The sequence below is a fragment of the Methylibium rhizosphaerae genome, assembly GCF_006386545.1.
GTDB lineage: Bacteria > Pseudomonadota > Gammaproteobacteria > Burkholderiales > Burkholderiaceae_C > Pseudorivibacter > Pseudorivibacter rhizosphaerae.
On the sequence record NZ_SWAR01000026.1, the window covers coordinates 1 to 23,618 of the forward strand.

At 69.2% G+C, this 23,618-nt stretch carries 22 protein-coding genes; 9 read left to right on the top strand and 13 right to left on the bottom strand.

Translation table 11 applies throughout. From position 1 onward, the window contains the following. The first annotated feature begins 238 nt into the window (after positions 1-238). A complete protein-coding gene (locus E8D38_RS18020) occupies positions 239-2,494 on the top strand; it encodes a copper-transporting P-type ATPase (protein ID WP_140634034.1) in 2,256 nt (751 codons plus the stop codon). Between the two features lie 24 nt (positions 2,495-2,518). Here E8D38_RS18020 and E8D38_RS18025 read toward each other — a convergent pair whose 3' ends face one another. The 5 genes from E8D38_RS18025 to E8D38_RS18045 all read right to left on the bottom strand — a co-directional run bounded on the left by E8D38_RS18025 (position 2,519) and on the right by E8D38_RS18045 (position 6,177). Continuing rightward, positions 2,519-2,983: a c-type cytochrome gene (locus E8D38_RS18025; protein ID WP_140634036.1), complete on the bottom strand. Its 465-nt coding sequence runs from the start codon at positions 2,981-2,983 to the stop codon at positions 2,519-2,521. 72 nt (positions 2,984-3,055) lie between these two features. Then, the gene (locus E8D38_RS18030) at positions 3,056-4,369 is read right to left on the bottom strand and encodes a phenylacetate--CoA ligase family protein (protein WP_246099550.1); all 1,314 of its coding nucleotides are present in this window, start codon (positions 4,367-4,369) and stop codon (positions 3,056-3,058) included. A 255-nt stretch (positions 4,370-4,624) separates the two neighbouring features. After that, positions 4,625-4,843 (bottom strand): hypothetical protein, encoded by a 219-nt coding sequence (locus E8D38_RS18035; RefSeq protein WP_140634038.1) that lies wholly within the window; start codon positions 4,841-4,843, stop codon positions 4,625-4,627. Between the two features lie 145 nt (positions 4,844-4,988). Next, positions 4,989-5,618 (bottom strand): hypothetical protein, encoded by a 630-nt coding sequence (locus E8D38_RS18040; RefSeq protein ID WP_181179222.1) that lies wholly within the window; start codon positions 5,616-5,618, stop codon positions 4,989-4,991. A gap of 121 nt (positions 5,619-5,739) precedes the next feature. Then, positions 5,740-6,177: a hypothetical protein gene (locus E8D38_RS18045; RefSeq protein ID WP_140634042.1), complete on the bottom strand. Its 438-nt coding sequence runs from the start codon at positions 6,175-6,177 to the stop codon at positions 5,740-5,742. A gap of 106 nt (positions 6,178-6,283) precedes the next feature. On the opposite strand from E8D38_RS18045, the gene E8D38_RS18050 reads away from it, so the two are divergent. From E8D38_RS18050 to E8D38_RS18065, 4 genes are all read left to right on the top strand, one after another. Further along, entirely contained in the window at positions 6,284-7,054 is a 771-nt protein-coding gene (locus E8D38_RS18050) for an outer membrane lipoprotein-sorting protein (RefSeq protein WP_140634044.1), read from the top strand. Further along, positions 7,017-8,135, top strand: coding sequence for a hypothetical protein (locus tag E8D38_RS18055; protein WP_140634046.1), 1,119 nt, complete (start codon positions 7,017-7,019; stop codon positions 8,133-8,135). Before E8D38_RS18050 ends, E8D38_RS18055 begins: the two co-directional genes overlap by 38 nt. 88 nt (positions 8,136-8,223) lie before the next feature. Then, entirely contained in the window at positions 8,224-8,922 is a 699-nt protein-coding gene (locus E8D38_RS18060) for an ABC transporter ATP-binding protein (RefSeq protein ID WP_140634193.1), read from the top strand. Beyond that, entirely contained in the window at positions 8,922-11,420 is a 2,499-nt protein-coding gene (locus E8D38_RS18065) for an ABC transporter permease (RefSeq protein WP_246099552.1), read from the top strand. The genes E8D38_RS18060 and E8D38_RS18065 overlap by 1 nt, the downstream gene beginning before the upstream one ends. A gap of 59 nt (positions 11,421-11,479) precedes the next feature. Here E8D38_RS18065 and E8D38_RS18070 read toward each other — a convergent pair whose 3' ends face one another. Both E8D38_RS18070 and E8D38_RS18075 read right to left on the bottom strand, forming a co-directional pair. Then, entirely contained in the window at positions 11,480-12,556 is a 1,077-nt protein-coding gene (locus E8D38_RS18070; protein WP_140634050.1) for an ABC transporter ATP-binding protein, read from the bottom strand. Between the two features lie 18 nt (positions 12,557-12,574). After that, the gene (locus tag E8D38_RS18075) at positions 12,575-13,114 is read right to left on the bottom strand and encodes a CBS domain-containing protein (RefSeq protein WP_181179224.1); all 540 of its coding nucleotides are present in this window, start codon (positions 13,112-13,114) and stop codon (positions 12,575-12,577) included. 189 nt (positions 13,115-13,303) lie between these two features. Between E8D38_RS18075 and E8D38_RS18080 the strand changes: the two genes are divergently transcribed. The 4 genes from E8D38_RS18080 to E8D38_RS18095 are packed head-to-tail and all read left to right on the top strand — an operon-like array spanning position 13,304 to position 17,759. Continuing rightward, positions 13,304-13,756, top strand: a complete 453-nt coding sequence (locus E8D38_RS18080; RefSeq protein ID WP_140634054.1) for a CBS domain-containing protein — start codon at positions 13,304-13,306, stop codon at positions 13,754-13,756. 33 nt (positions 13,757-13,789) lie between these two features. Further along, the gene (gene fbp, locus E8D38_RS18085; RefSeq protein WP_140634056.1) at positions 13,790-14,905 is read left to right on the top strand and encodes a fructose-1,6-bisphosphate aldolase/phosphatase; all 1,116 of its coding nucleotides are present in this window, start codon (positions 13,790-13,792) and stop codon (positions 14,903-14,905) included. 8 nt (positions 14,906-14,913) lie between these two features. Then, positions 14,914-17,367 (top strand): phosphoenolpyruvate synthase, encoded by a 2,454-nt coding sequence (ppsA, locus tag E8D38_RS18090; RefSeq protein WP_140634058.1) that lies wholly within the window; start codon positions 14,914-14,916, stop codon positions 17,365-17,367. A 2-nt stretch (positions 17,368-17,369) separates the two neighbouring features. Further along, on the top strand, positions 17,370-17,759 hold the full coding sequence (locus tag E8D38_RS18095) for a CBS domain-containing protein (protein ID WP_140634060.1): 390 nt from the start codon (positions 17,370-17,372) through the stop codon (positions 17,757-17,759). 69 nt (positions 17,760-17,828) lie between these two features. On the opposite strand, the gene E8D38_RS18100 is transcribed toward E8D38_RS18095, so the two are convergent. The 6 genes from E8D38_RS18100 to E8D38_RS18125 form a co-directional block, all read right to left on the bottom strand. Then, a complete protein-coding gene (locus E8D38_RS18100; protein ID WP_140634062.1) occupies positions 17,829-19,106 on the bottom strand; it encodes an L-fuconate dehydratase in 1,278 nt (425 codons plus the stop codon). 143 nt (positions 19,107-19,249) lie between these two features. Continuing rightward, positions 19,250-20,107, bottom strand: a complete 858-nt coding sequence (locus E8D38_RS18105; protein ID WP_140634064.1) for an ureidoglycolate lyase — start codon at positions 20,105-20,107, stop codon at positions 19,250-19,252. A 51-nt stretch (positions 20,108-20,158) separates the two neighbouring features. Then, positions 20,159-20,908, bottom strand: a complete 750-nt coding sequence (locus E8D38_RS18110) for an SDR family oxidoreductase (RefSeq protein ID WP_140634066.1) — start codon at positions 20,906-20,908, stop codon at positions 20,159-20,161. Positions 20,909-20,936: 28 nt separating this feature from the next. After that, positions 20,937-21,713 (bottom strand): L-fucose dehydrogenase, encoded by a 777-nt coding sequence (locus E8D38_RS18115; protein WP_140634068.1) that lies wholly within the window; start codon positions 21,711-21,713, stop codon positions 20,937-20,939. Between the two features lie 38 nt (positions 21,714-21,751). Then, the gene (locus E8D38_RS18120; protein ID WP_140634070.1) at positions 21,752-23,290 is read right to left on the bottom strand and encodes a UxaA family hydrolase; all 1,539 of its coding nucleotides are present in this window, start codon (positions 23,288-23,290) and stop codon (positions 21,752-21,754) included. After that, positions 23,280-23,609, bottom strand: a complete 330-nt coding sequence (locus E8D38_RS18125) for an L-rhamnose mutarotase (RefSeq protein ID WP_140634072.1) — start codon at positions 23,607-23,609, stop codon at positions 23,280-23,282. Before E8D38_RS18125 ends, E8D38_RS18120 begins: the two co-directional genes overlap by 11 nt. Positions 23,610-23,618: the final 9 nt, after the last annotated feature.

The window sequence follows — 23,618 nt, forward strand, 5'->3', positions numbered from 1 at the left end:
TGCACCGCCGGCAGAAGCAGCCGGCAGTTCTCGCCAACCTGTTTGGAGCGCCTCATGTTCGGTACGCGGCAGCCTGACCGGTTGTTAGACATTTACCCGCCTGCTCAATAACAGGCCCTAGCAACCGGCGCTCCCGGCCGGGCATCGGCGCCGATGCCTCGGCCGGCGGCAGGGAATCCCCTTGACCTTCCCACAAGGTGAAGGTCCAGACTGCAGCACAACAACAACGGGAGCCCCCATGCCGACACCCGATGCGCACCACGAGCATGCCCACCATGGGCATGCTGCCCACCACGACCACCACGACCACCACGACCACGGCCATGCAGCCCATCCGGCTGCCGCGCCACAGCCGGCATCGCGTGCGGGCGAAGCGGGCCAGGTCGAATACACCTGCCCGATGCATCCGCAGGTGCGGCAGATGGGCCCGGGCCATTGCCCCATCTGCGGCATGGCGCTCGAACCGGTGGTGGCCACCGCCGACCAGGGCGAGAGCCCCGATCTGCGCGACATGACCCGCCGCTTCTGGGTCGGCACCGCACTCACCGTGCCGGTGTTCGCCCTCGAGATGGGCGCCCACCTGTTCGACATCCACCACCTCATGGCACCGCAGACCTCGAACTGGGTGCAGCTGCTGCTCGGCACGCCGGTGGTGCTGTGGGCCGGCTGGCCCTTCTTCACCCGCGCGCTGGCCTCGTTGCAAAACCGCAGCCTCAACATGTTCACGCTCATCGCGCTCGGCACCGGTGCCGCCTGGCTGTACAGCCTGGTGGCGACGCTCGCACCGGGCGCCTTCCCGGCCGAGCTGCGCGGCGACGGCGGCGCGGTGGCCGTGTATTTCGAAGCGGCCGCCGTCATCACCGTGCTGGTGCTGCTGGGCCAGGTGCTGGAACTGCGGGCCCGGGAAAAGACCTCCGGCGCCATCAAGGCGCTGCTCGGCCTGGCGCCCAAGACGGCTGTCAGGGTCCGGCCCGACGGCTCCGACGAGACGGTGCAGGTCGACGCCATCCAGGTGGGCGACCTGCTTCGCGTGCGCCCCGGCGAGAAGGTGCCCGTGGACGGCGAGCTGACCGACGGCCGCGGCAACGTGGACGAGTCGATGGTCACCGGCGAACCCATCCCGGTGGCGAAGGCCGTGGGTTCGAAGGTGACCGCAGGCACGCTGAACCAGACCGGCGGCTTCGTCATGCGCGCCGAGAAGGTCGGCGCCGACACCCTGCTGTCGCAGATCGTGCACATGGTGGCGGCCGCACAGCGCAGCCGCGCGCCGATTCAGCGCATGGCAGACCAGGTCGCCGGCTGGTTCGTGCCGGTGGTGATCCTGGTGGCCGCGCTGACCTTCGGCGCCTGGCTGGCCTGGGGTCCGTCGCCGGCGTTCAGCTATGCGCTCATCACCGCGGTGGCGGTGCTCATCATCGCCTGCCCCTGTGCGCTGGGCCTGGCGACGCCGATGTCGATCATGGTGGGCGTGGGCAAGGGGGCCCAGCACGGCGTGCTCATCCGCGATGCCGAAGCGCTGGAAAAGATGGAGAAGGTCGACACCCTGGTGGTCGACAAGACCGGCACCCTGACCGAAGGCCGTCCGAAGGTGGTGCACATCGAGACCGCCGCCGGCTTCACGGCCGACGAGGTGCTGCGCAAGCTGGCCAGCGTCGAGCGCGCCAGCGAGCATCCGCTGGCGATGGCCATCGTGATGGATGCGCAGGAGCGCCGGCTGGCCCTGTCGCCGGTGACCGACTTCGATTCGCCGGTCGGCAAGGGAGTGGTCGGAACGGTCGACGGCGAGAGCATCGTGTCGGGCAGCGCGAGGTTCCTGGCGGAGCATGCCATCGCTACGTCGGCTCTGGACGCCGCCGCGGAGCAGCAGCGCCAGAAGGCTGCCACCGTCATCTTCGTCGGCGTGGGCGGCCGGCTTGCCGGCTTCGTCGCGATCGCCGACCCGATCAAGGCCACCACGCCCGAGGCGCTGCGGGCGCTCGCGGCCGCCGGCGTGCGGGTGGTGATGCTCACCGGCGACGGCGCCACCACCGCGCAGGCGGTGGGCCGGCAGCTGGGCATCGCCGAGGTGGTGGCCGACGTGCTGCCCGAGGACAAGGCCGCGGTGGTCAAGCGCCTGCAGGGCGAAGGCCGCGTGGTCGCGATGGCGGGCGACGGCGTCAACGATGCACCGGCACTGGCCCAGGCCACGGTGGGCATCGCCATGGGAACCGGCACCGACGTCGCGATGGAAAGCGCCGGCGTCACGCTGCTCAAGGGCGACCTGATGGGCATCGTTCGCGCGCGCACCCTCTCGCGCGCCACCATGCGCAACATCCGCGAGAACCTGGTGCTGAGCTTCGCCTACAACGTCGCGGGCATCCCGCTGGCCGCCGGCGTGCTGTACCCGTTCTTCGGGCTGCTGCTGTCGCCGGTGGTGGCCGCGGCGGCCATGGCGCTGTCGTCGGTGAGCGTGATCGGCAACGCGCTGCGCTTGCGCACCGTGAAGGTCGAGTGAGCACGGCAGTGCTCCTCCAGCGCTTCAATCGGTGCGCAGCTCGCGCGCCGGTTTCTTCACCTGCAGCCGGCCGACGTGGTCGACCAGCGCCGCAATGCGCGCATGCACGTAGCTCTCGGGGCGGCAGTTCGGACCGCGGCACTCGTCGGCCGCTTCGAGCCGGTAGGCCTGGCCCCATACGGGCATCTCGCGCGGACCGTGCGCGGCCACCGTCGCCCGCCCGTCGATCACTTCGTACAGCCGCCGCGCCGGCAGCAGACCCTGGTTGCGCTGCGCGAGCAGGGTCAGGTCGGGTGGAGCCTGCTGCAACTGCCCTGCCAGGCTTCCCTGCCCCTTGCCGTCGACGCCGTGGCATCCGGCGCAGCTCCTGTCGAACTCCTGCCGGCCGAGTTCGGCGCGCGTCGGGCCGCTGCGCGCACCCGAGCCGGCGCATCCGGCCAGCGCCAGGGACAGCACGGCAATGGCAAATGGGGCATGGCCTGCAAGCATGGGGGCAGCTCCTGGTGAGGTGTGTGATGGGGCCAGCGTAGGCGGCGACTGCGCCAGCCGGATTGATCTGCGTCACCTGCGCGCGCGCTCTGCCAGGCCGATCACGCGCTGCACCTTTCCGCCTGCGCCTCGCCGGGGCGGATGACCCGCCCGGCAGACGATGCGCACCCGCCGAAGTCCCTGGGCCTTCAGGTAGCCGCCGAGCACGGCCTTGGCCCGGCCCAACGAAGCCAGCGCCGCCTCGCCTTGTGCGCCGGTGGCCAGTTGCAGCTCGGCGGCGCCCAGCTGCTCGAGCTGGAAGTCGAACAGTCCCGCGTCGTCCTCGAGCACCGTACACAGAGCCAGCGGCATCAGCCGGACGACGTTGTCCCCGCTGCCCAGGCACAGCATCTCGTCATGCCGCCCGACCACGTCGATGGCAGGCAGCGGCGAGCCGCATTCACAGGGGCTTGCATGCACGGCGATCCGGTCGCCCAGGTCGTAGCGGAGCAGCGGCTGCACCCGATTGGCCAGATTGGTCAGCAATGTCGTCGTGCCCAGCTCGCCCGAAGGCACGCTGCGGCCGTGCTCGTCCACCGACTCCAGGATGGCCCAGTCGCTGTTCAGATGGAGCCGGCCGCAGCGGCACTGCGACGCCAGCGCCAGAAACTCCGATGCGCCGTAGCTGTCGATCACCGGGCAGTCGAAGGTCTGCTCGACGAACCGGCGCATGGTCGGCGTGAGGGTCTCGCCACCGGTCCACACCTCCCGCGGTCGCGCCGACAGGCGACCTGCCGCGAACTCCTCTGCCAGCAGCACGGCCGCACTCGGATAGGTTGCGAGGATGGTCGGTGCCATGGCGTTCAGCTCGGCCACCATCTCTCGCGTCGGCCGCAGGAACGAAAGCTCGCTCAGCCTGGTGGCCAGCGCCGGATTGAGCCGCCGCAGCCGCCGCATCGAAACGACGCCAGCGAAATGCCCTTCTGTGGCCCCGACGAAAACAATGCGCTCTCCGAGATACCACGGGTCGAGCCAGCGCCTGGCTGACCATGGCCGGCGCAGCGCTTCCAGTGCGTCGTACACCGCCATGGCAAGGCCGTCCTGTACGAAGATGCCTGCTTCGCCCGTGCTACCCGAGCTTTGCCAGACGGTGTAGTGCCCAAGATACGGCTGCGCAATACGCCGGCTGTCCGCGGTGAAACGCCGCAAGCCGTCGAGCGTGAGTCGCGGGTCGGCAACCCACTCGTCGAAGCAGCTCATCAACTCCGGTTTGCGGGTGACCGGCAAGTCCTCGAGCCGCAGCCTCGACGGGTCGACGCCGCTCAGCAGGCGACGGAACAGCGGTGAATCGCGACGAGCCGTGTCGACCAGCGTTGCCAGGCGCCTGGCCTGCAGCGCCCCGAGCATGCGAGCGCCGCCGGCGCAAGCGCCGGCCACCTCGCCGGCCCTGGCGCTCCACAGCCACGGATCGAAGGGGGACGGTTGGGTCATCTGCCTGCCTGCACGTCGAACATGGCCTGCCCCTGAAGCGAGCCAGCGCTCGGCCGCAGTCTGTGCCTCGCGCCGACCCACACCTTGATGTGAAGCAACGCACCGATTCTCGTGCGACGGCGCCGCGCGGTGCAGGTGCCGCCCGTGCGCCTGCACCGCACCTGACAGACGCTACTGCAGCACCGCTTCCACCTGGGGAAATCGGTACTCTCGGCCGATCATGGCCCGCACGTAGAGGTAGTTGCACAGCGCACGCTCGCTCAGCGCGTCCATCGTGACCTGGCCGCTTGCGTCGCACGGGAAGGTGTAGGCGCGCCCCGCGTCGAACAGCGAGCGGAACCGCAGCTCGTAGTGCCGGCCGTCTTGCGAAGCCATGGTCGAAGCGTTCATTGCGGGCTCCATGTTCGTCGACTCGATGAAGACAACATAGGCCTCGCCTGCAAACAGCCACGCACGGATGCGAAGCAACGTGGAACAACGCGTAAACCTCCGGTGACGCCAGTGCAACCCGCTCACAGGGACGGGCCGGTGCCGTCTACCGCAGCAGCAGCCCGCCCGAGGCTTCCCCGGCCGGCTGCAGCGGCCCGAGCGGGTTGCTCTGCTGCTCGGTGCGCTGGACCTGCGGCTCCCCGCCGTGGTTGCGGAACAGCACCAGGTCGTCCCGCACGATCAGCAGTCCCTCGAAGTGCCAGCCCGTCACCAAGGTCGTGCGCCGGAAGTTGAGGAAGTCGAGCAGGAAGGCCCCCGTGCGCTGGCGTGTCTGCTCGCTGAGCTTGAACTCGTAGGCCCGGCAGGCCTGCCGGGCAACGATGCAGTCGCGAATGCCGGCATCCAGCAGGTCGAGCGGGATGCTGGGGTTGGGTGCGATCCTGGCCACCACCTCCGGGTAAGGCACCTCGCGCATGTTGGCGCTGTCGTGCAGATCGAAGCCCAGCTCGCGCAGCTCGGACGTGCGGGTGCGATACGGCACCACCCGCTCGATGGCCGCGCGCGCCTCGTCGAAGCTCGCAAAAGGCGACGCCGTGCGGATGCTGCCGTGCGGCAGCAGGCTCGCGCAGCCGCTGGCCAGGCACGGCAGCAGCAGCCATGCAAGGCTGCCGACGCCGCGGGGGCGCGCAGGTACTGGGTTGATGCCGCGCAAGCCGATGGGCTGCGATGTGGACACGGCGTGGCGATCCAACACCACCACCTTCAGGAAGGCCCCAGCGCGCATGACGACCAGGCCGCCGTCATCCCGCACACGGGTCGACCGATTGCTCGATGTCGATAGCGATGGCGTTCATGAGTCAGCGCAGCGCCGCGCCATCCCAGCGGAACACGCGCGCCGAGGCTTCGCCCGGTCGCTGGATCCTCAGCTCGATGACCTGCGGCGCCTGCGGAACTGCAGGGAACCTGAGCGTGCCCTCGCGGTGATGGCCCCCGGGTGCGGCGCCGGTCCACGCGACCGGTCGCACTTCGGTGCCATCGACAACCAGCACCGCCGTGCTCACCAGGTCGTCGCTCAGGTCCGCGCTGTGGGTATCGAGTACGACGGCGAACTCCCATTCCGAGGCGCCCGGCCCAATGGCCTTGGGAGTGACCTTCACCGTCACGCCGCGCTCGCTCGAGCTCTGGGCGGCCGGTGCCTGCGCCTGGGCGAAGCCGGACCATGCGATGGCCATGGCCGATATCGCGACGGCGGCGAGTTCGATGAGCAGTCGATGTCGCAGCGTCTGCAGTCTCATGTCGTGGCTCCTTGGTCGCTGAAGTGCGTTCAAGACTAGCCATGCTCCCGGCCGCGGCATTGATGCATGTCAACCCCGTCACCGACGCCGGGCCTACCCTGACTTCATGTGCCGACTGCCCTTCCTCCGCCGCTTCATCGCCGCGGTGCTGCTTGCCATGCCCTTGTGCCTGCCTGCATGGGCGGGCGACGAGCCCACCGGGCGGCAGGTGCTCGAGCGGGTGGAGAACCTGCTGTGGGCCCGCACGCTGCAGGGGCGCTACGAAATGCAGATCGTCACGCCGCGCTGGCAGCGCACGCTGGCGCTGCGTGTCTGGATGGACCGCCCGAAGCGCACGTTCATCCGCATCGATGCGCCGGCCAAGGAAGCAGGCATCGGCTCGCTGCGCATCGGCAACGAGATGTGGAATTACCTGCCGAGCGTGGAGCGCACGATCAAGGTCCCGCCGTCGATGATGCTGCAGCCCTGGATGGGCTCGGACTTCACCAACGACGATCTGGTGAAGGAAAGCAGCATCCTGGACGACTACACGCACGACATCGCGGATGCGCCGCCGGTCGACGGCCATCCGGTGCACCGGGTCGTGGCCACGCCCAGGCCCGATGCGGCCGTGGTGTGGGGGCGCGTCGTCTACTTCGTGCGCAAGTCGGACTCGATCCCGCTCAGGCAGGAGTACTTCGACGAACGCGGGGAGCTCGTGCGCGTGATGACCTTCACCGACGTGCGAGAGGTCGGCGGGCGCCGCCTGCCCACCCGATGGGAAATGCGCCCTGTCGCCAAGGCAGGACACGCGACCACGGTGCAGCTCATGGACGCCGTCTTCAACGCGCCGCTGGACGATGAAGTGTTCACGCAGCGTCACCTGCAGCGCCGCTGAGCGATTCGCACGCGGCGCCTGGGCGGCTGCGCTTGTGGCGGCGGCCGCCGGCGCCCAGGCCCAGGAGGCGCCGCCGTCGGTCTCCGGGTACTTCAAGAGCCTGCTGATCGATTCGCGCAGCATCGTGCCGCCGCACGATCGCTACACGCTCGGGCTGGGCCGCCTGCGCCTGGAGCTGAAGGGGCCGATCTCCGACAGGCTCTCCGTCGATGTGCAATACGACAACGAGCTGCTGCTGGGCGACTACCTGCGCACCGGCGACTTCCGGGCCGCCAAGGAGCGCGAGCCGCCGACCTGGTGGCACGCCCAGGCGAACTACCTCGACTCCGGGCACGCCTACGGTCTGCACCGCCTGCACCGGGCGTCGATCGCTGGGTCGTTCGGCGACACCGACGTGCGCTTCGGCCGCCAGCGCATCGCCTGGGGCACCGGGCGCTTCTGGAGCCCGCTGGACATCCTGAACCCGCCGTCTCCCACGGCCCTCGAGCGCGAGGAGCGCATTGGCGTCGACGCGATCCTGGTCGAGCACAAGCTCGGGGCCGTCTCACGCGCCGCCGTCGTCCTGGCACCGCACCACCTGCGTCGCGATGCCAGCTTCGCCGCAATGTGGCACGACAACCGAGGCGGCTTGGACTTCTCGGTGGTGGCGGGCCGGTTCCGTCGCGACACGGTTGCCGGCCTGGACCTGGCCGGCCAGATCGGCGCCACCGGAGTGCGCGCGGAGATCACGCGGGCCTGGGGACCGGGGGGTGGCACGCGTGTCCTGCTCGGCGCCGACCACGCGTTCGCCAACACCGTGACCCTCAGCGGCGAGCTGTTCAACGACGGCGCCGCCGTGCCGGATCGCAGGCGCCATGCCGGCGTGGCGGTGCGCTACGAGCTCACACCCTTGTGGACGACGTACCACGAGCTGGTGGCCAACCTGGAGGACGGCAGCCGCTACTACCGGCCCGCGCTCACCTGGTCGCCACGAGAGAACCTCGACCTGACCGTGGGAGCGCAGTTCTTCAGCGGCCGCCCGGGCAGCGAGCTCTCCTCCCTGCCGCGCGTGCTGTACCTGCAGCTGCAGTGGTTCTTCTGACTTGACGCCGCTCAAGGATGGCAGGCCGGCCACCTTCTATCTTGCTGGCATGGACAGACCCTCCGCGATCGATGTCAACCGCACGCGGATGACGGACGAGCTCATCGTGCGCATCGAAGGTCTCACGCGCGAGTACCGCCAGGACGCCATCACCGTGCAGGCGCTCGACGGCATCGACCTCGAGATCCGGCGCGGCGACTTCGCCGTGCTCGTCGGCCCCTCGGGCTCCGGCAAGACGACTCTGCTCAACATGATGGGCGGCCTGGACTCGCCGACCGCAGGCCGCATCTGGGTGGCCGGCATCGACGTCGGAAGCATGCGCCGGGCCGCGCTCTCGGAAATGCGGCTGCGTCACATCGGTTTCGTGTTCCAGGAGTTCAACCTCATTCCGGTGCTGTCGGCACTGGAGAACGTGGAGTTCGTGATGCTGCTGCAGGGGCGACCGCAGGCCGAGCGCCGGGTTCGCTCGATGACCCTGCTGAAGGCGCTGGGCCTCGAAGGCCTGGAGCACCGCCGGCCTTCCCAACTCTCCGGCGGGCAGCAGCAGCGTGTCGCCGTGGCACGCGCCATTGCCGCCGAGCCGACCATCGTGCTGCCGGACGAACCCACCGCGAACCTGGATTCGAAGGCCGGCGCCGCCTTGATGGACCTGATGCGCCGGCTCAACGAGGAGCAAGGCGTGACCTTCGTGTTCTCGACCCACGATCCGATGGTGGTCGAGCGCGCGCGCAGAGTCATCCGGCTGCGTGACGGCCGCATCGAGTCCGACGAGAGGAGACCCGGCTGATGCTCGCGCGGCTGGCGTGGCGCAACGTCCAGCGCAACCGTCGCCGGTCCGCGATCACGGTGGCGTCGATCGCCATCGGCCTGGCCGCGCTGACCTTCGTGTGGGCGTTCATCGACGGCATGAACCAGCAGATGATCGACAACACCACGCGCTACCTGGCCGGCGACCTGCAGGTGCACCTCGAGGGCTACCACGACGACCCGACGCTGGAGCGCACCATGGCCGACGCCTCCGAGGCGCTGCGGCGCGTGAGTGGCGACCCGGCGGTGGCCGCGGCCAGCCTTCGGCTCGAGGGCCGTGCGCTGGCCAGCCGCGGCGACAAGTCGCGCGGCGTGATGCTCGTGGGCATTGCGCCGCACGAGGAGACACAGGTGACGCGGTTGCACCATGCCGTGGTCGACGGCACGCCGCTTCGCGACGAGGCCGACTCCGGCGTGCTGATCGGGGAGCAGCTGGCCGAATCGCTCGGCCTGGCCGCGGGCGGCGAGCTGCTGTTGGTCGGGCAGGCCTACGACGGCTCCATCGCGAGTGGCCGATTCACGGTGCGCGGCGTGTTCCGCACGAACATCGACGACCTCGACGGCCTGGTCGCCGTGCTGCCGCTGACGGCGGCACGCAGCTTCTACGCCGCCCCGGAGGGCGCAACGGCAATTGCGCTGCGCCTGCGAGACCGGGATGACGCCGAGCAGGTGCGAGAGCGGATCGGCGTCTCGCTGGGCGAGCGCTACGAGGTGCTGGCGTGGCCAAGGCTGCTGCCGATGGTGGCGGTCAGCGCGCGCTTCCATGAGGTGATGGCCTACGTCGTGCTTGCCGTCTTCTTCGGGATCGTTGCGGCCGCCGTCGTCAACCCGGTCCTCATGGCGGTGCTGGAGCGCACGCGCGAGTTCGGCATCATGCTGGCGCTGGGGACGGGCCGCTCGCAACTGCTGCGCATGGTGCTCCTCGAGGCGATGATCCTCGGTGCCGTCGGCCTCGCAGCGGGCAACCTGCTGGGGCTCTCTGTGAGCGCACTGTTCGCGCGAACCGGCATCGACCTCGGCGCCTTCGGTTCGGCCGTGCGCACCATGCCCGGCCTCGAGAACGTGGTGTTCCCGGTCGTTCGGCCGGACCGCAGCGCGATGGTGTCGCTGGTCGTCTTCGCCACCGCCTGCCTGAGCGCGCTGTACCCTGCGTTCAAGGCTGCGCTGCTGGAGCCCGTGGCCGCCATCCGGGGCATCGCCACGCCGAGGCAGCGTGCTGCGCATGGCAGCGGGCAGGCGTCGCGTGCCTGGCCCGTCTTCATGCTGATCGCCGCACGCAACATCTTGCGCAATCCGCGCCGCACCGCCATTACGGCCGGGGGCACCGCGTTCGGCATCCTCGCCTTTGTCTTCCTGTTCGGCTATTTCGACGGCTTTGGCGAAGAACTGGTCGAGAACTCCACCCGCTACCTCACCGGACACGTCCAGCTGGAGCGCAAGGGGTTCCGACGCGAGCACGCGCCCGAGCTGGCGATCGGGAATGCCGATGCGGTGCTCGCTTCGCTGCGGGCGTCGCCCGAGGTCGCCGGCGCAGCGCCGCGCGTGCAGGCGCAGGCGCTGGTCAGCAGCGCGGCAAAGTCGGAGGGCGTCCTGGTGCTGGGCATCGACCCTCAGGCCGAGCGGGAAGTCACCTTCATCCACCGCACCATCGTCGAAGGCCGCGCCCTGGCCGCCGGCACCGACCGCGAGATCGTGATCGGCCGGAAGCTCGCCGACAAGCTGGGTGTGCGCCTGGGCGAAAAGGTGGTCCTCATGGCGCAGGCGGCCGACGGCGAGCTCGGCACGGCGGCGCTGCGCATCGGCGGGATCTTCTCCACCGAAAGCGGCTCGTTCGACGGCGCCATCGCTTTCGTCACGATCGGGTCGGCGCAGGCACTGCTCGGGCTCGGATCGCGCGTGTCGACGATCAACCTGCGACTTCGCGACCGCTCGGCGATGGACGGCCAGCTGCAGTCGCTGCGCGAGCGCCTGGCGCTGCCGGCCCTGCAGCTGGTGCCATGGCAGGAGCTGCTGCCGCAGGTGGACGAGATGGTTCGCCTCAACCGGGTCATCAGCAACATCGTGCTGGCCATCGCCTTCCTCGTGATCGCGATCGCCATCATGAACACCGTCTTCATGGCGGTGGCCGAACGCACCCGGGAGTTCGGCGTGATGATGGCGCTCGGCACGCCTGCGCGGGCGATCGAGCGCATGGTGGTCTATGAGACGGTGGTGCTGATGGTGGTGGCGTCGCTCATCGGTTACGGCGCCGGTACCGCGCTGGTGCTCTGGTTCGGCGGGGTGGGCATCGACCTGTCCGGCTTCTTCCAGGGCTATTCCGCGATTCCCGGCCTCACCGGCGTCGTCCATCCCAAGCTGCTTCCCGGACACATCGGCCCGCCGGGCATCGTGCTGTTCCTGGCCAGCGTGCTCGTGTCGCTGGTGCCGGCCGCGAGAGCCGCCGCGCTCGACCCGGTCAGGGCGATCCGGCACGACTGACGGCGAGACCGGCGGCACGCAACGGCCGCGGTCGGGGGTGCGGCATCGGCTGGCTGTGGCTACTCGCCTTGCACCGGCAGCCGCCGGCCTTGTGCATCGAACACCCTCACATGCTCGAGCGGCCACTGCAGCATCACGGTCTGCCCGGGCGTCACTGCGAGGCGGTGGTGCACGCACACGCACACCAGCTCGTCGGCCACGCGACCGTATAGATTCGTCATGTCGCCCGTGGGCTCGACGATGTCGACCTTCAGGCTCACCGGCCCCGCTTCGGCCGGCGCCAGGTGTTCGGGGCGCACGCCCAGCGTGACTTGCGAGCCTTCGGAGGCTTCCACACGAGGCAGCGGGAAACGGGCCCCTTCGCGAGTGACCAGCTGCAAGTCACTGCCGGCGCGCTGCACGGTGCCGGCGATGAAGTTCATGGCGGGCGAACCGATGAATCCGGCCACGAACTGATTGACCGGCCTGTCGTACAGCTGGAGCGGCGTGCCCACCTGCTCGACGCGGCCGGCGTTCATGACCACGATGCGATCGGCCAGCGTCATGGCCTCGACCTGATCGTGCGTCACATAGACCACCGTCTGACGCAGTCGCTGGTGCAGCGCCTTGAGCTCGGCGCGCATCTGCACGCGCAGCTTCGCGTCGAGGTTCGACAGCGGCTCGTCGAACAGGAACACCGCCGGCTCGCGCACCATGGCGCGGCCCATCGCCACCCGCTGGCGCTGCCCGCCCGACAGTTGCGCCGGCCGGCGGTCGAGCAGGTCGGTGATCTGCAGCAGCTGGGCCACCTTGGCCAGACGGGTTTCCTGCTCGGGCTTGGGCACCTTGCGCATCTCCATGCCGAAGGTGATGTTGTGGCGCACGTCCATGTTGGGAAACAGCGCATAGCTCTGGAACACCATGGCGATGTCGCGGTCCTTGGGTGGCACTTCGTTGACCAGGCGGCCGCCGATCCAGACCTCGCCGCTGGTCACCTCCTGCAGCCCGGCGATGCAATTGAGCACCGTGGATTTGCCGCAGCCGGAGGGGCCGACCATCACGACGAACTCGCCGTCGGCGATCTCGAGATCGACGTCGCGCAGCACCGTGTTGCTGCCGAACTGCTTGCACAGCTTGCGCAGGCTGACGGAGGCCATGGGGCTGATGCGGGCCGCTCAGGGCTCGCTGATCTGGCGCCAGCGGCTCGCCAGCGCGGTGCCCGGCACCGTGAGGGCCGGCACGGTCCCGGCCTGGGAAGACTGCGGCACATGGGTTGCCGCCTCTTTCCGGCTGCCCTCGCGCAGCGCCGCTGCCAGGTCCGACAGCTGGGCGGCCAGCGCCTCGACCAGGTCGTCCAACGTGACGATACCCACCAGCTCGCGGCGCTCGTCGGTCACGAGCAGGCGTCGCAGGCCTTCTTCGCGCATGGTGGCAATGGCCTCCTCGACACCGGCGTCGCTGGGCACGGCCACCGGCCGGCCGCTGTTGAGCTGGCCGACGGTGGTGGTATCCGCATCGAGCTTGCGCGCAAGTGCTTCGATCGCAAGGTCGCGGTCGGTCACGACACCGGCCACCCGCGTTCCTCCGGGAGAGTCTTCGGCCGTCAGCACGAGCGCGCCGATGTGCCTGTCGAGCATCAGCTGCGCGGCCTGCGAGAGGGGAAGGTGCTGGTCGACCGTGACGACGTCGCGGCGGCACAAGGTGGCAATGCTCATGGGAAGGCTCCTGCTGCAAGCCGCAGCGTGCGCCGCGCGATGTGCCGCCCGCTTGACACGCATCAACCCACGCGCGGGGCAGCCGGCCGCGGCCGTGCGGTGGCGGGCGATTGATCCAGCGCAACGCGCTGCAGGCCGCGCTTCCTAGAGTGAACGTCGAAGGGTGACACCGCCCTGGTGGAGGAAACCATGCATGTGAGCGACTTCTGCACACGCTCGGTGGTGACTTGCCGGCGCAGCACGCCGGCGGTCGAACTGGCGCGGGCGATGCGAGACCGGCACGTCGGCGACGTGGTGGTGGTGGATGACCACGACGGCGGCGTGCGGCCGGTGGGCATCGTGACCGACCGCGACCTGGCCGTGAGGGTGATGGCCAACGGCTTCAATCCGGAACGCTTCGTCGCCGAGGACATGATGCAGCCGAACCTGGTGACCGCCTTCGGCTCGGAAACCGCCTTCGACGTGATCTGGAACATGCGCACGCACGGCATCCGGCGGCTTCCGGTGGTCGACGTGCATGGGTTGCTGATCGGCATCGTGACGGCCGACGACGTGAGCGCCTTCCTCGGGCAGGAACTCACCGCCCTGTCGCGCGTGGCACCGCGGCAGGTGGAGCGCGAACAGGCGCGCGAGAACGCATAGCGCGCGGCCGCGGCACAGCACAGGAGACACACCATGAAGATGACCCTTTCCGTCATCAAGGCCGACATCGGCTCGATCGGCGGGCACATCGCGCCATCGCACGCCCTGCTCGAAAGCGTGCGCGCCCGGGTGAAGCAGCAAGGCGAAGGCCTGCTGGTCGACCACCGCGTGACCCACACCGGCGACGACATCGCGATCCTGATGACGCACCGATGCGGCGCAGGCGATGCGCGCATCCACAAGCTGGCCTGGGACGCCTTCGTGGCCGGCACGGCCGTGGCACGCGAGCAGGGTCTTTACGGCGCAGGCCAGGACTTGCTGAAGGACGCGTTCTCCGGCAACGTGAAGGGCATGGGCCCGGCCGTGGCCGAAATCGAGATGGACGAGCGGCCGAGCGAGCCGGTGCTGTTCTTCGCAGCCGACAAGACCGACCCCGGCGCCTTCAACCTGCCGCTGTATCTCGCGTTCGCCGATCCGATGTCCACCCCCGGCCTGCTGCTGTCGCCGGCCATGAGCCAGGGCTTTCGCTTCACGATCATGGACGTGAACCACACCGAGGGCGATCGCGTGATCACCCTCGAAGCGCCGCAGCAGCTGTACGAGATCGCCGCGCTCCTTCGCGACCCGGAACGCTATGTGGTGGAGTCGGTGCATTCGCGCGCGACGGGCGAGCAGGCGGCGGCCGTGGCCACCTCCCGGCTGCACAACATCGCCGGCAAGTACACCGGCAAGGACGACCCGGTGATGCTGGTGCGCACGCAGATGAACTTTCCGGCCACGGGCGAGGTGCTGGCACCTTTCGCGATCGGGCACTTCGTGGCCGGCGGCATGCGCGGCTCGCACAACATGCCGCTGATGCCGGTTCCGCAGAACACCGGCACCAGCTATTTCGACGGCCCGCCGCTGGTGAGCTGCGCAGCCCTGTCGGTGCATGGCGGACGCCTCACCGAACTGCTCGACTGCTTTGCGCACCCGTTCTGGGACGAGGTGCGCCATCGCGTTGCCGCCAAGGCGATGGACATGCGGGCGCAGGGCTTCGTCGGTGCCGCGATGCTGCCGATGAGCGAGCTCGAATACACCGGCATCACACGGTTGATGGAAGTGCTCGATGGCCGGTTCCAGGTGCGCCGCGAAAAGACCGCCGGCTAGGGGTCCACATGGCAACGCCCCGTCCATTCATCCGCTGGTTCTCCGAGCTGGGCGTGGCCGACGTCCCGCTGGTCGGCGGCAAGAACGCCTCGCTGGGCGAGATGTATCGCGAGCTCACCCGGGAGGGCGTGCGTGTGCCCGATGGCTTTGCCATCACCGCCGAGGCCTACCGCCATGTGCTGGACCAGGCCGATGCCTGGCCGCGGCTGCATGCGGCACTCGACGGCCTCGACGTGACGGATGTGGACGACCTCGCGCGTCGCGCGCAGCAGGCGCGCGAGATCGTCTATGCCGCACCGTTGCCGCCGGCGCTGGTCGAGCAGATCAAGACCGCCCATGCCCGGCTGAAGGCCGAATACGGCGATGCGCTCAGCCTGGCCGTGCGCAGCTCGGCCACTGCGGAAGACCTTCCCACGGCCAGCTTCGCAGGCCAGCACGAGACCTTCCTCAACGTTTCGGGCGAGGCGCGCCTGCTCGATGCGGTGCGGCTGTGCTTCGCCAGCCTGTTCAAGGACCGGGCGATCGCCTACCGCGTGGAGCACGGCTTCGACCACTTCAAGGTGCACCTGTCGGTAGGTGTGATGAAGATGGTTCGGGCCGACCGCGGCGCCAGCGGCGTGTGCTTCTCGCTCGACACCGAAACCGGCTTCCGCGACGTGGTGCTCGTCACAGGCGCCTGGGGCCTTGGCGAGAACGTGGTGCAGGGCACGGTGGACCCGGACGAGTTCTACGTCTTCAAGCCGACCTTCCGCCAGGGCAGCCGGTGTGTCCTCAGGCGCAGGCTGGGCGGCAAGGAGATCCGCATGGTCTATTCCAAGGGGGCCGGGCGCGAGACCACGCGCAATGTGCCGACGCCCCTGGAGGACCAGCAACGCTACTGCCTGGCCGACGCCGACGTGATGGCACTGGCCGACGCGACGCTGCGCATCGAGGCGCACTACAGCGCGAAGGCCGGCCGCCCAATGCCGATGGACGTGGAATGGGCCAAGGACGGACTGGACGGCCAGCTCTACATCGTGCAGGCCCGGCCCGAGACCGTGGTGTCGCAGCGCCCGCTCGGGCTGGTGGACGAATACAGGCTCGGCCCGCACGGCAAACCCGTCGTGCACGGGCGCGCGGTGGGCGGCAAGGTGGCCACCGGCCGTGCGCGCGTCGTGGCCGACGTGTCGCAGCTCGGCGATTTCGAGCCGGGCGAGGTGCTGGTGGCCGACACCACCATGCCCGACTGGGGCACGGTGATGAAGAAGGCAGCGGCGGTGGTGACCAACCGCGGCGGCCGCACCTGTCATGCGGCCATCGTGGCGCGTGAGCTCGGCATTCCGGCGGTGGTCGGTTGCGGCACCGCCACGGCCGCCATCCGCACCGGTGATGCCCTGACCGTTTCGTGCGCCGAAGGCAACGAGGGCCGGGTGTACGCGGGCGAACTGCCGTTCAGCAGGATCAGCACCGACGTGACCACGCTGGCGCGACCGCAGACCCACCTGATGGTGAACCTCGGCAATCCGGATGTCGCCTTCCAGACGGCGATGCTGCCCAACGACGGCGTAGGCCTCGCGCGCATGGAGTTCATCGTTGCCGAGCACATCCAGGCGCATCCGATGGCGTTGGTGCACCCGGAACGCATCGACGATGCGCAGGTGCGTGCCCGGATCGCGCAGCTCACCCGAGGCTGCGAGCGGCCGGCGGATTACTTCGTGCGCGAGCTGGCCGAGGGGGTGGCGACCATCGCCGCGGCCTTCCACCCCAAGCCGGTGATCGTGCGGATGTCCGACTTCAAGACCAACGAGTACGCCAGTCTGCTGGGCGGCCGGGCGTTCGAGCCGGACGAAGCCAATCCGATGATCGGCTTCCGGGGTGCCTCCCGCTATGCGCACCCCGCCTATGCCGAAGGCTTTGCACTCGAATGCGCGGCGATGAAGCGTGTGCGCGACGACATGGGCCTCACCAACGTGAAGCTGATGATCCCGTTCTGCCGCCGCGTCGACGAGGCCGAACGGGTGCTGGCGAGGATGGCCGAGCTCGGCCTGAAGCGAGGCGACAACGGCCTGGAGATCTACGTGATGTGCGAGATCCCGAACAACGTGGTCCAGATCGACGCCTTTGCGAAGCTGTTCGACGGCTTCTCGATCGGCTCCAACGACCTCACGCAACTGGTGCTCGGCGTGGACCGCGACTCCGACCTGCTGTCGTTCGACTTCGATGAACGGGACGCAGGCGTGATGACCATGCTGCGCTGGGCCATCGAGGGTGCCCGGCGCAACGGACGGCACGTCGGCATCTGCGGACAGGCGCCCTCGGACTACCCCGAGATGGCGCAATACCTCGTGGAGCTGGGCATCGACTCCATGAGCGTCACGCCGGACACGCTGCTCAGGACCACGCGCGATGTGCTGGCGGTGGAGGCCCGGCTCGGCCGGGCGCCGCGCACGCCGCCCACGCCACAGGAACACAAGGAGCCATGACCATGGGCCAGCCGATTTCCGCCTTGATGACGCGCCAGGTGTGGCGCGTGAGCATGGACGACACCGTCGAGCAGGTCGAAACCTTGCTCAACGCTCGCGACCTGCACTGGGTGCCTGTGGTCGAAGGCAACGGCACGGCCGTGATCGGCGTGATCAGCAGCACCGACGTCCTCCAGTTTCACGTCCGCAGGCAGGACGCCAGGAACACCCGGGCCTGGCAGCTGTGCACCTACCGGCCCATCGTGGTCACGCCGGACACCCCTGCCGAACGGGTCGCGCGGATGATGCTGGACAGCTGCGTTCATCACGTGGTCGTGGCCAGGGACAACGAGCTCGAGGGGGTCGTGTCGTCGCTGGACTTCGTGCGCCTCTTTGCAGAGGGCACGAACTGAGGACACCGGCCAACTAGGGCCTGTTAACGCTATTTGGAGCCTCACGCTTGGGTCCCTGGGGGCGCAGGCCTAGACCCGGCGGTATTGCTCGATGGAAGCCGGCTTCATCTCGATGGAGAAGCCCGGCCGCTGCGGCGGCATGTAGGCCGCGTCGCGCACGATGCAAGGGTCGATGAAGTGCTCGTGCAGATGGTCCACGTACTCGATCACGCGGCCCTGCTTGCTGCCGGATATGCACAGGTAGTCGATCATCGACAGGTGCTGCACGTACTCGCACAGGCCCACACCTCCGGCGTGCGGGCAGACCTTGAGCCCATGCCGGGCCGCCATCAGCATCACCGCGAGCACCTCGTTGAGACCACCCAGGCGGCAGGCATCGATCTGCACCACGTCGATCGCACCGCGCATGATCATCTGCTTGAAGACGATGCGGTTCTGGCACATCTCGCCGGTGGCCACCTGCATCTTCCCGTCCATCGCCATGCGGATGCGGCGGTGCCCTTCGACGTCGTCCGGGCTTGTCGGCTCTTCGATGAACCAGGGCTTCGCGAAGGCCAGGTGCTGCAGCCACTCGATGGCCTGGTCCACCTCCCACACCTGGTTGGCGTCGATCATCAGCTCGCGGTCCGGCCCCAGCACCTCGCGGGCAATGCGCAGGCGACGGATGTCGTCATGCAGGTCGCGGCCGACCTTGAGCTTGATGTGGCGAAAGCCGCTGTCGACGGCCTGCTGCGCCAGGCGCCGCAGCTTCTCGTCGTCGTAGCCCAGCCAGCCTGCCGAGGTGGTGTAGCAGGGGTAGCCGCTGGCCAGCAGTTCGGCCCGGCGCCGGGTCTGCGTGGGCGCCACCCGGTTCAGCAGCGCCAGCGCCTCCTGCGGCGTGATGCAGTCGGTGATGTAGCGGAAGTCCAGCAGCCGCACGATCTCCTGCGGGCTCATGTCGGCCACCAGCTGCCACACCGGCTTGCCGGCCGCCTTGGCCCACAGGTCCCAGGCCGCGTTCACGACGGCGCCGGTGGCCAGGTGCATGGCGCCCTTGTCGGGGCCGATCCAGCGCAGCTGGCTGTCGGAGGTGACGTGGCGCCAGAAGCGGCCCATGTCCTCGGCGATCCACTCCAGCGTCAGGCCCACGACCAGATGCTCCATCGCGCGGACGGCGGCACAGCAGATCTCGTTGCCGCGGCCGATGGTGAAGGTGAGGCCGTGGCCTTCGAGCCCCGGCTGGTCCGTCTCCAGCACGACATAGGCGGCGGAGTAGTCCGGGTCGGGGTTCATGGCATCCGAACCATCGAGCAGCCGCGAGGTCGGGAACCGCACGTCCTCGACGCGCAGCGAGCGGATGGTGGTCATCTCAGTTTTCCCTGGCGCCGAAGCGGCACCCCGATTGCACGAACCCAGCACAACCCAGCGGACGCCGCGGATCCGGCTTCGCCGGTCCGCTGGCGTCGCCCCCTCGAGGGGGAGCGGCGAAGCCGCTACGGGGGTGGTTCACTTCAGCCCTGTACCGTCCGCTGCCGCTGCTCTCCCAGCCCCTGGATGCCCAGGCGCACCGTCTGGCCCGCGACCAGGTATTTGGGCGGCTTCTGCCCCAGGCCCACGCCGGGCGGTGTGCCGGTGGCGATGATGTCGCCGGGCTGCAGGCTCATGAAGCGGCTGAGGTAGCTCACCAGCTGCCGCACGCCGAACACCATCGTGCGGGTGTTGCCGTTCTGGTAGCGATGGCCGTCGACCTCCAGCCACAGGTCCAGCTGCTGCGGGTCGGGCACCTCGTCGGCGGTGACCAGCCAGGGGCCGATCGGTCCGAAGGTGTCGCAGCCCTTGCCTTTGTCCCACTGGCCGCCGCCGCGCTCGAGCTGGATCTCGCGCTCGGACACGTCGTGGACCACGCAGTAGCCGGCCACGTGGTTCATCGCGTCGGCTTCGTCGATGTAGCGTCCGCCATCGCCGATCACCACGCCGAGCTCCACCTCCCAGTCGGTGCGGGTGGAACCGCGCGGAATCTCGACGTCGTCGTTGGGGCCGCAGATCGCGCTGGTCCACTTGCCGAAGACCACCGGCTCCGCGGGCACGGGCATGTTGGACTCGGCCGCATGGTCGGCGTAGTTGAGGCCGATGCAGATGAACTTGCCGGTGCGCCCCACGCACGGGCCCAGCCGCAGGTCCTGCTGCGGCATGCCGTCCACCAGCGGCAGCGAGCCCGGGTCGATGCCGCGCAGCCGCGCCAGGCCTTGCGCGGTGAGCACCTCGCCGGCAAGGTCGGGCACCACGGCCGACAGATCACGCACCCGGCCTTCGGCATCGAGCACGCCGGGCTTTTCCTGGCCCCGGGGGCCGTAGCGGAGCAGTTTCAAGGGAAGCGTCCTTTCAGTCGCAAGTTCAGCAGGTTCAGCAGGTCAGCAAGTTCAGATGGTGACCCCGCCGTCGACCAGCACGGCCTGGCCGGTGACGAAGCGCGACTCGTCGCTCAGCAGGTACACCACCATCGGCGAGATATCGTCGACGGTGGCCAGGCGGCCCATGGGCTGGCGGGCAATGAAGTCCTTCTCGGCCCGCACCGGATCGGGTGCACGGGCGATGCGCTGGCGCAGCGACGGAGTATCGACCGTGCCGGGGCACAGGGCGTTGCAGCGCAGGCCCCGCGCAACGAAATCTGCCGCGATCGCCTTGGTGAGGCCGATCACCGCCGCCTTGGTGACCCCGTAGGCGAAGCGGTTCGGGAAGCCCTTGATCGACGACGCCATCGAGGCCATGTTGAGGATGGCCGGCGAGCTGCCCGCAGCCGCCTTGTCGAGCATGCCGGGCAGGAAGGCGCGGGTCATGCGGTACATGCTCTTGACATTGAGATCGAGGCTGAAGTCCCAGGCCGCTTCGTCGCAGTCGAGCACCGTGCCTTCGTGCACGAAGCCGGCGCAGTTGAACAGTCCGTCCAGCGCCGGCAGGTCCCGGGCCAGCGACTCCACCGCAGACGCATCGCGCACGTCGAGCACCTTCGTCCGCATGCCGGGTGCCTCGCCGACCAGCGTGTCGAGCAGGTCGGCGCGTACGTCGGTGGCGATGACCTGCGCACCCTCGCGCAGGCAGGCGATGGCGCTGGCGCGGCCGATGCCCTGGCCGGCGGCGGTGATCAGGAGGGTCTTGCCTTTCAGGCGCATGGGAGGGCTCCCTGGAAATCGTCGGGCGTCACGGCAATGCGCGGTCCAGGTGCACGTACCCGCCGTCGGGATGCAGCCATTGGCCGGTGGTGTGCGACGCGCGGTCCGACAGCAGGAACACCACCTGGTCGGCGATCTCCTGGTCGGTGGTCATCCGCTGGCCCAGGGGAATCCGGCGCCCGATGCCGGCGAGCGCGGCTTCAGGATCGGGGCGCGAAGAGATCCAGCGCCGGTACATCGGCGTCATGACCTCCGCCGGCAGCACCGCATTGACCCGCACGCCCTGCCCCGCCAGCGCAGCCGCCCATTCACGCGTCAGCCCCAGCAGCCCGGCTTTCGACGCCACATAGCCGCTGGTGCCGCCCTGGCCGGTGAGAGCGGTCTTGGAGGCGATGTTCACGATGGCCCCCTGCCGTGCGACCAACTGCTCGCGGCACAGGTGAGCCATCAGGTAGCAGTGCACCAGGTTCGCCTCCAGCGAGCGCCGGAACGCCTCGCAGCCGGCCTCCAGACCCACGCCGTCGTTGCTGCCGGCGTTGTTCACCAGCCCGTCGATGGCCTGGAAGCGGGCCACGGTCTGCGCCACCGCGTCGCGGCAGGCGGACTCGTCGGTCATCTCGAGCCGGAAGAAGGCGAAGCGCGGCTGCAGCACGCGCAACTCCTGCTCGATGGCCGGCTCCAGCGCGTGCCGGTCGAACACCACCGGAATGGCCTGCTCGCGGGCCAGCTGCCGGCAAATCGCGGCGCCAATGCCGGCACCGCCGCCGGTGACGATGACCACCTTGTCCTTGAGATGCAGATCCATTGCTTGCTCATTTCCCCTTGTTCACGCGGGCGCCCGGGTCACATCACCGCCCCCAGCTGCCAGGGCACGAACTCGTTGTCGCCCAGTCCGTGCTGTTCGCTCAGGGTGGGCTGGCCCGATGCCACGGCCAGCATGAGCCGGAAGATACGCTCGCCCGCCTCGGCCACGCCAAGGGTGCCGTCGATGATCTCGCCGGCATTGAAGTCCATGTCCATGCTCATGCGCCGGTACATCGCGGTGTTGGTGGCGAGCTTGAGCGACGGCACGGGCTTGCAGCCGTAGGTGGACCCGCGGCCGGTGGTGAAGCAAATCAGGTTCGCGCCGCCGGCCACCTGGCCGGTGGCCGACACCGGGTCGTAGCCCGGCGTGTCCATGAACACCAGGCCGCGGCTTTGCACGGGCTGCGCGTACTCCACCACGTCCATCAGCGTGCTGCCGCCCCCCTTGGCCACCGCGCCCAGCGACTTCTCCAGGATGGTGGTGATGCCGCCGGCCTTGTTGCCCGGCGAGGGGTTGTTGTTCATCTCGGCGCCGTTGCGCGCGGCGTAGTCCTCCCACCACTGCAGCCGCGACATCAGCCGCTGCGCCACCTCGGGCGATGCGGCGCGCGCGGTCAGCAGGTGCTCGGCGCCATAGATCTCCGGCGTCTCCGACAGGATGGCCGTGCCGCCATGGCGCACCAGGAGATCGACTGCCGCGCCCAGCGCCGGATTCGCACTGATGCCCGAGTAGCCGTCGGAGCCGCCGCACTGCAGGCCGACCACCAGGTGCGAGACGGGCAGGCGTGTGCGCCGAGCCAGTGCCGCCGGCACGGCCAGTTCGCGCACCAGCGCCTGTCCGAGATCGATCGCCTCGCGCGTGCCGCCGGCATCCTGGATGGTGAGCATGCGGATGCGCTCGCGTGCGGTGGCATCCAGGCCTTCGACCAGTGCATCGACCTGGTTGACCTCGCAGCCCAGCCCCACCACCAGCACCGCGGCGAAGTTCGGATGGGCGGCATAGCCGCGCAGCGTGCGCCGCAGCAGCTCGAGGCCTTCGCCATCGCTCATGCCGCAGCCGCTGCCATGGGTGATGGCCACCACGCCGTCCACACCGGGCAGCGTGGCGAGCGCGGGGCCGCTGAAGGCTTGCGCGATCGCCTTGCACACCGTGGCCGAGCAGTTCACCGAGGAGACCACGCCGATGTAATTGCGGGTTCCGGCGCGGCCATCGGGGCGCAGGTAGCCTTCGAAGCTCGCGTGTTCGCCGGCGGCCACGTGCGCCGCCTGCCCGCCGGCCGCGGCGCGCGGCGGCAGCGACTGACCCATGCCCACGTTGTGCACATGCACGTGTTCGCCGGGCTGGATGTCGGCAGCTGCCATGCCGATGGGCAAACCGTACTTCAGCACGGCCTCGCCGCGCGCGATCGGACGCAGCGCGATCTTGTGACCCGCCTCGATCGGGTCCTTCACTCGAATCGTCGTGCCGCCGGTCGATGCAATGTCCGCGTCCGGCGCGAGTGCGACGCGTGCGACCGCAACGTTGTCAGCAGGGTGGAGCACGATCAGCGCAGGCACGGGCGGGCGGTCAGTCGACATGGAACACGCACTCCATCGACGCCCAGTGTTCACCGGCCGAGCGGCTGGGCAAGGGCCGCTGGCAGGGGCTGCAGAAGGTCCACCAGCGGCGGGTTTCCGGGTCGGCGGCGATCGCGGCCATGTCCGCCTCGTAGTCGCTGCCGTGATATTCCCAGTAACCGAAGAGCAGGTTCTCCGGCTCGCGCAGGAAGATGGTGTAGTTGCGGATGTTGGACGCGGCCAGCCGCGCCAGAACGGCCGGCCATACGGCGGCGTGCAGCCGCTTGTATTCGGCGATGTGGTCCGGCTCGATGCCGATCACCATGCCCATGCGTTGCATCGAAGGCTC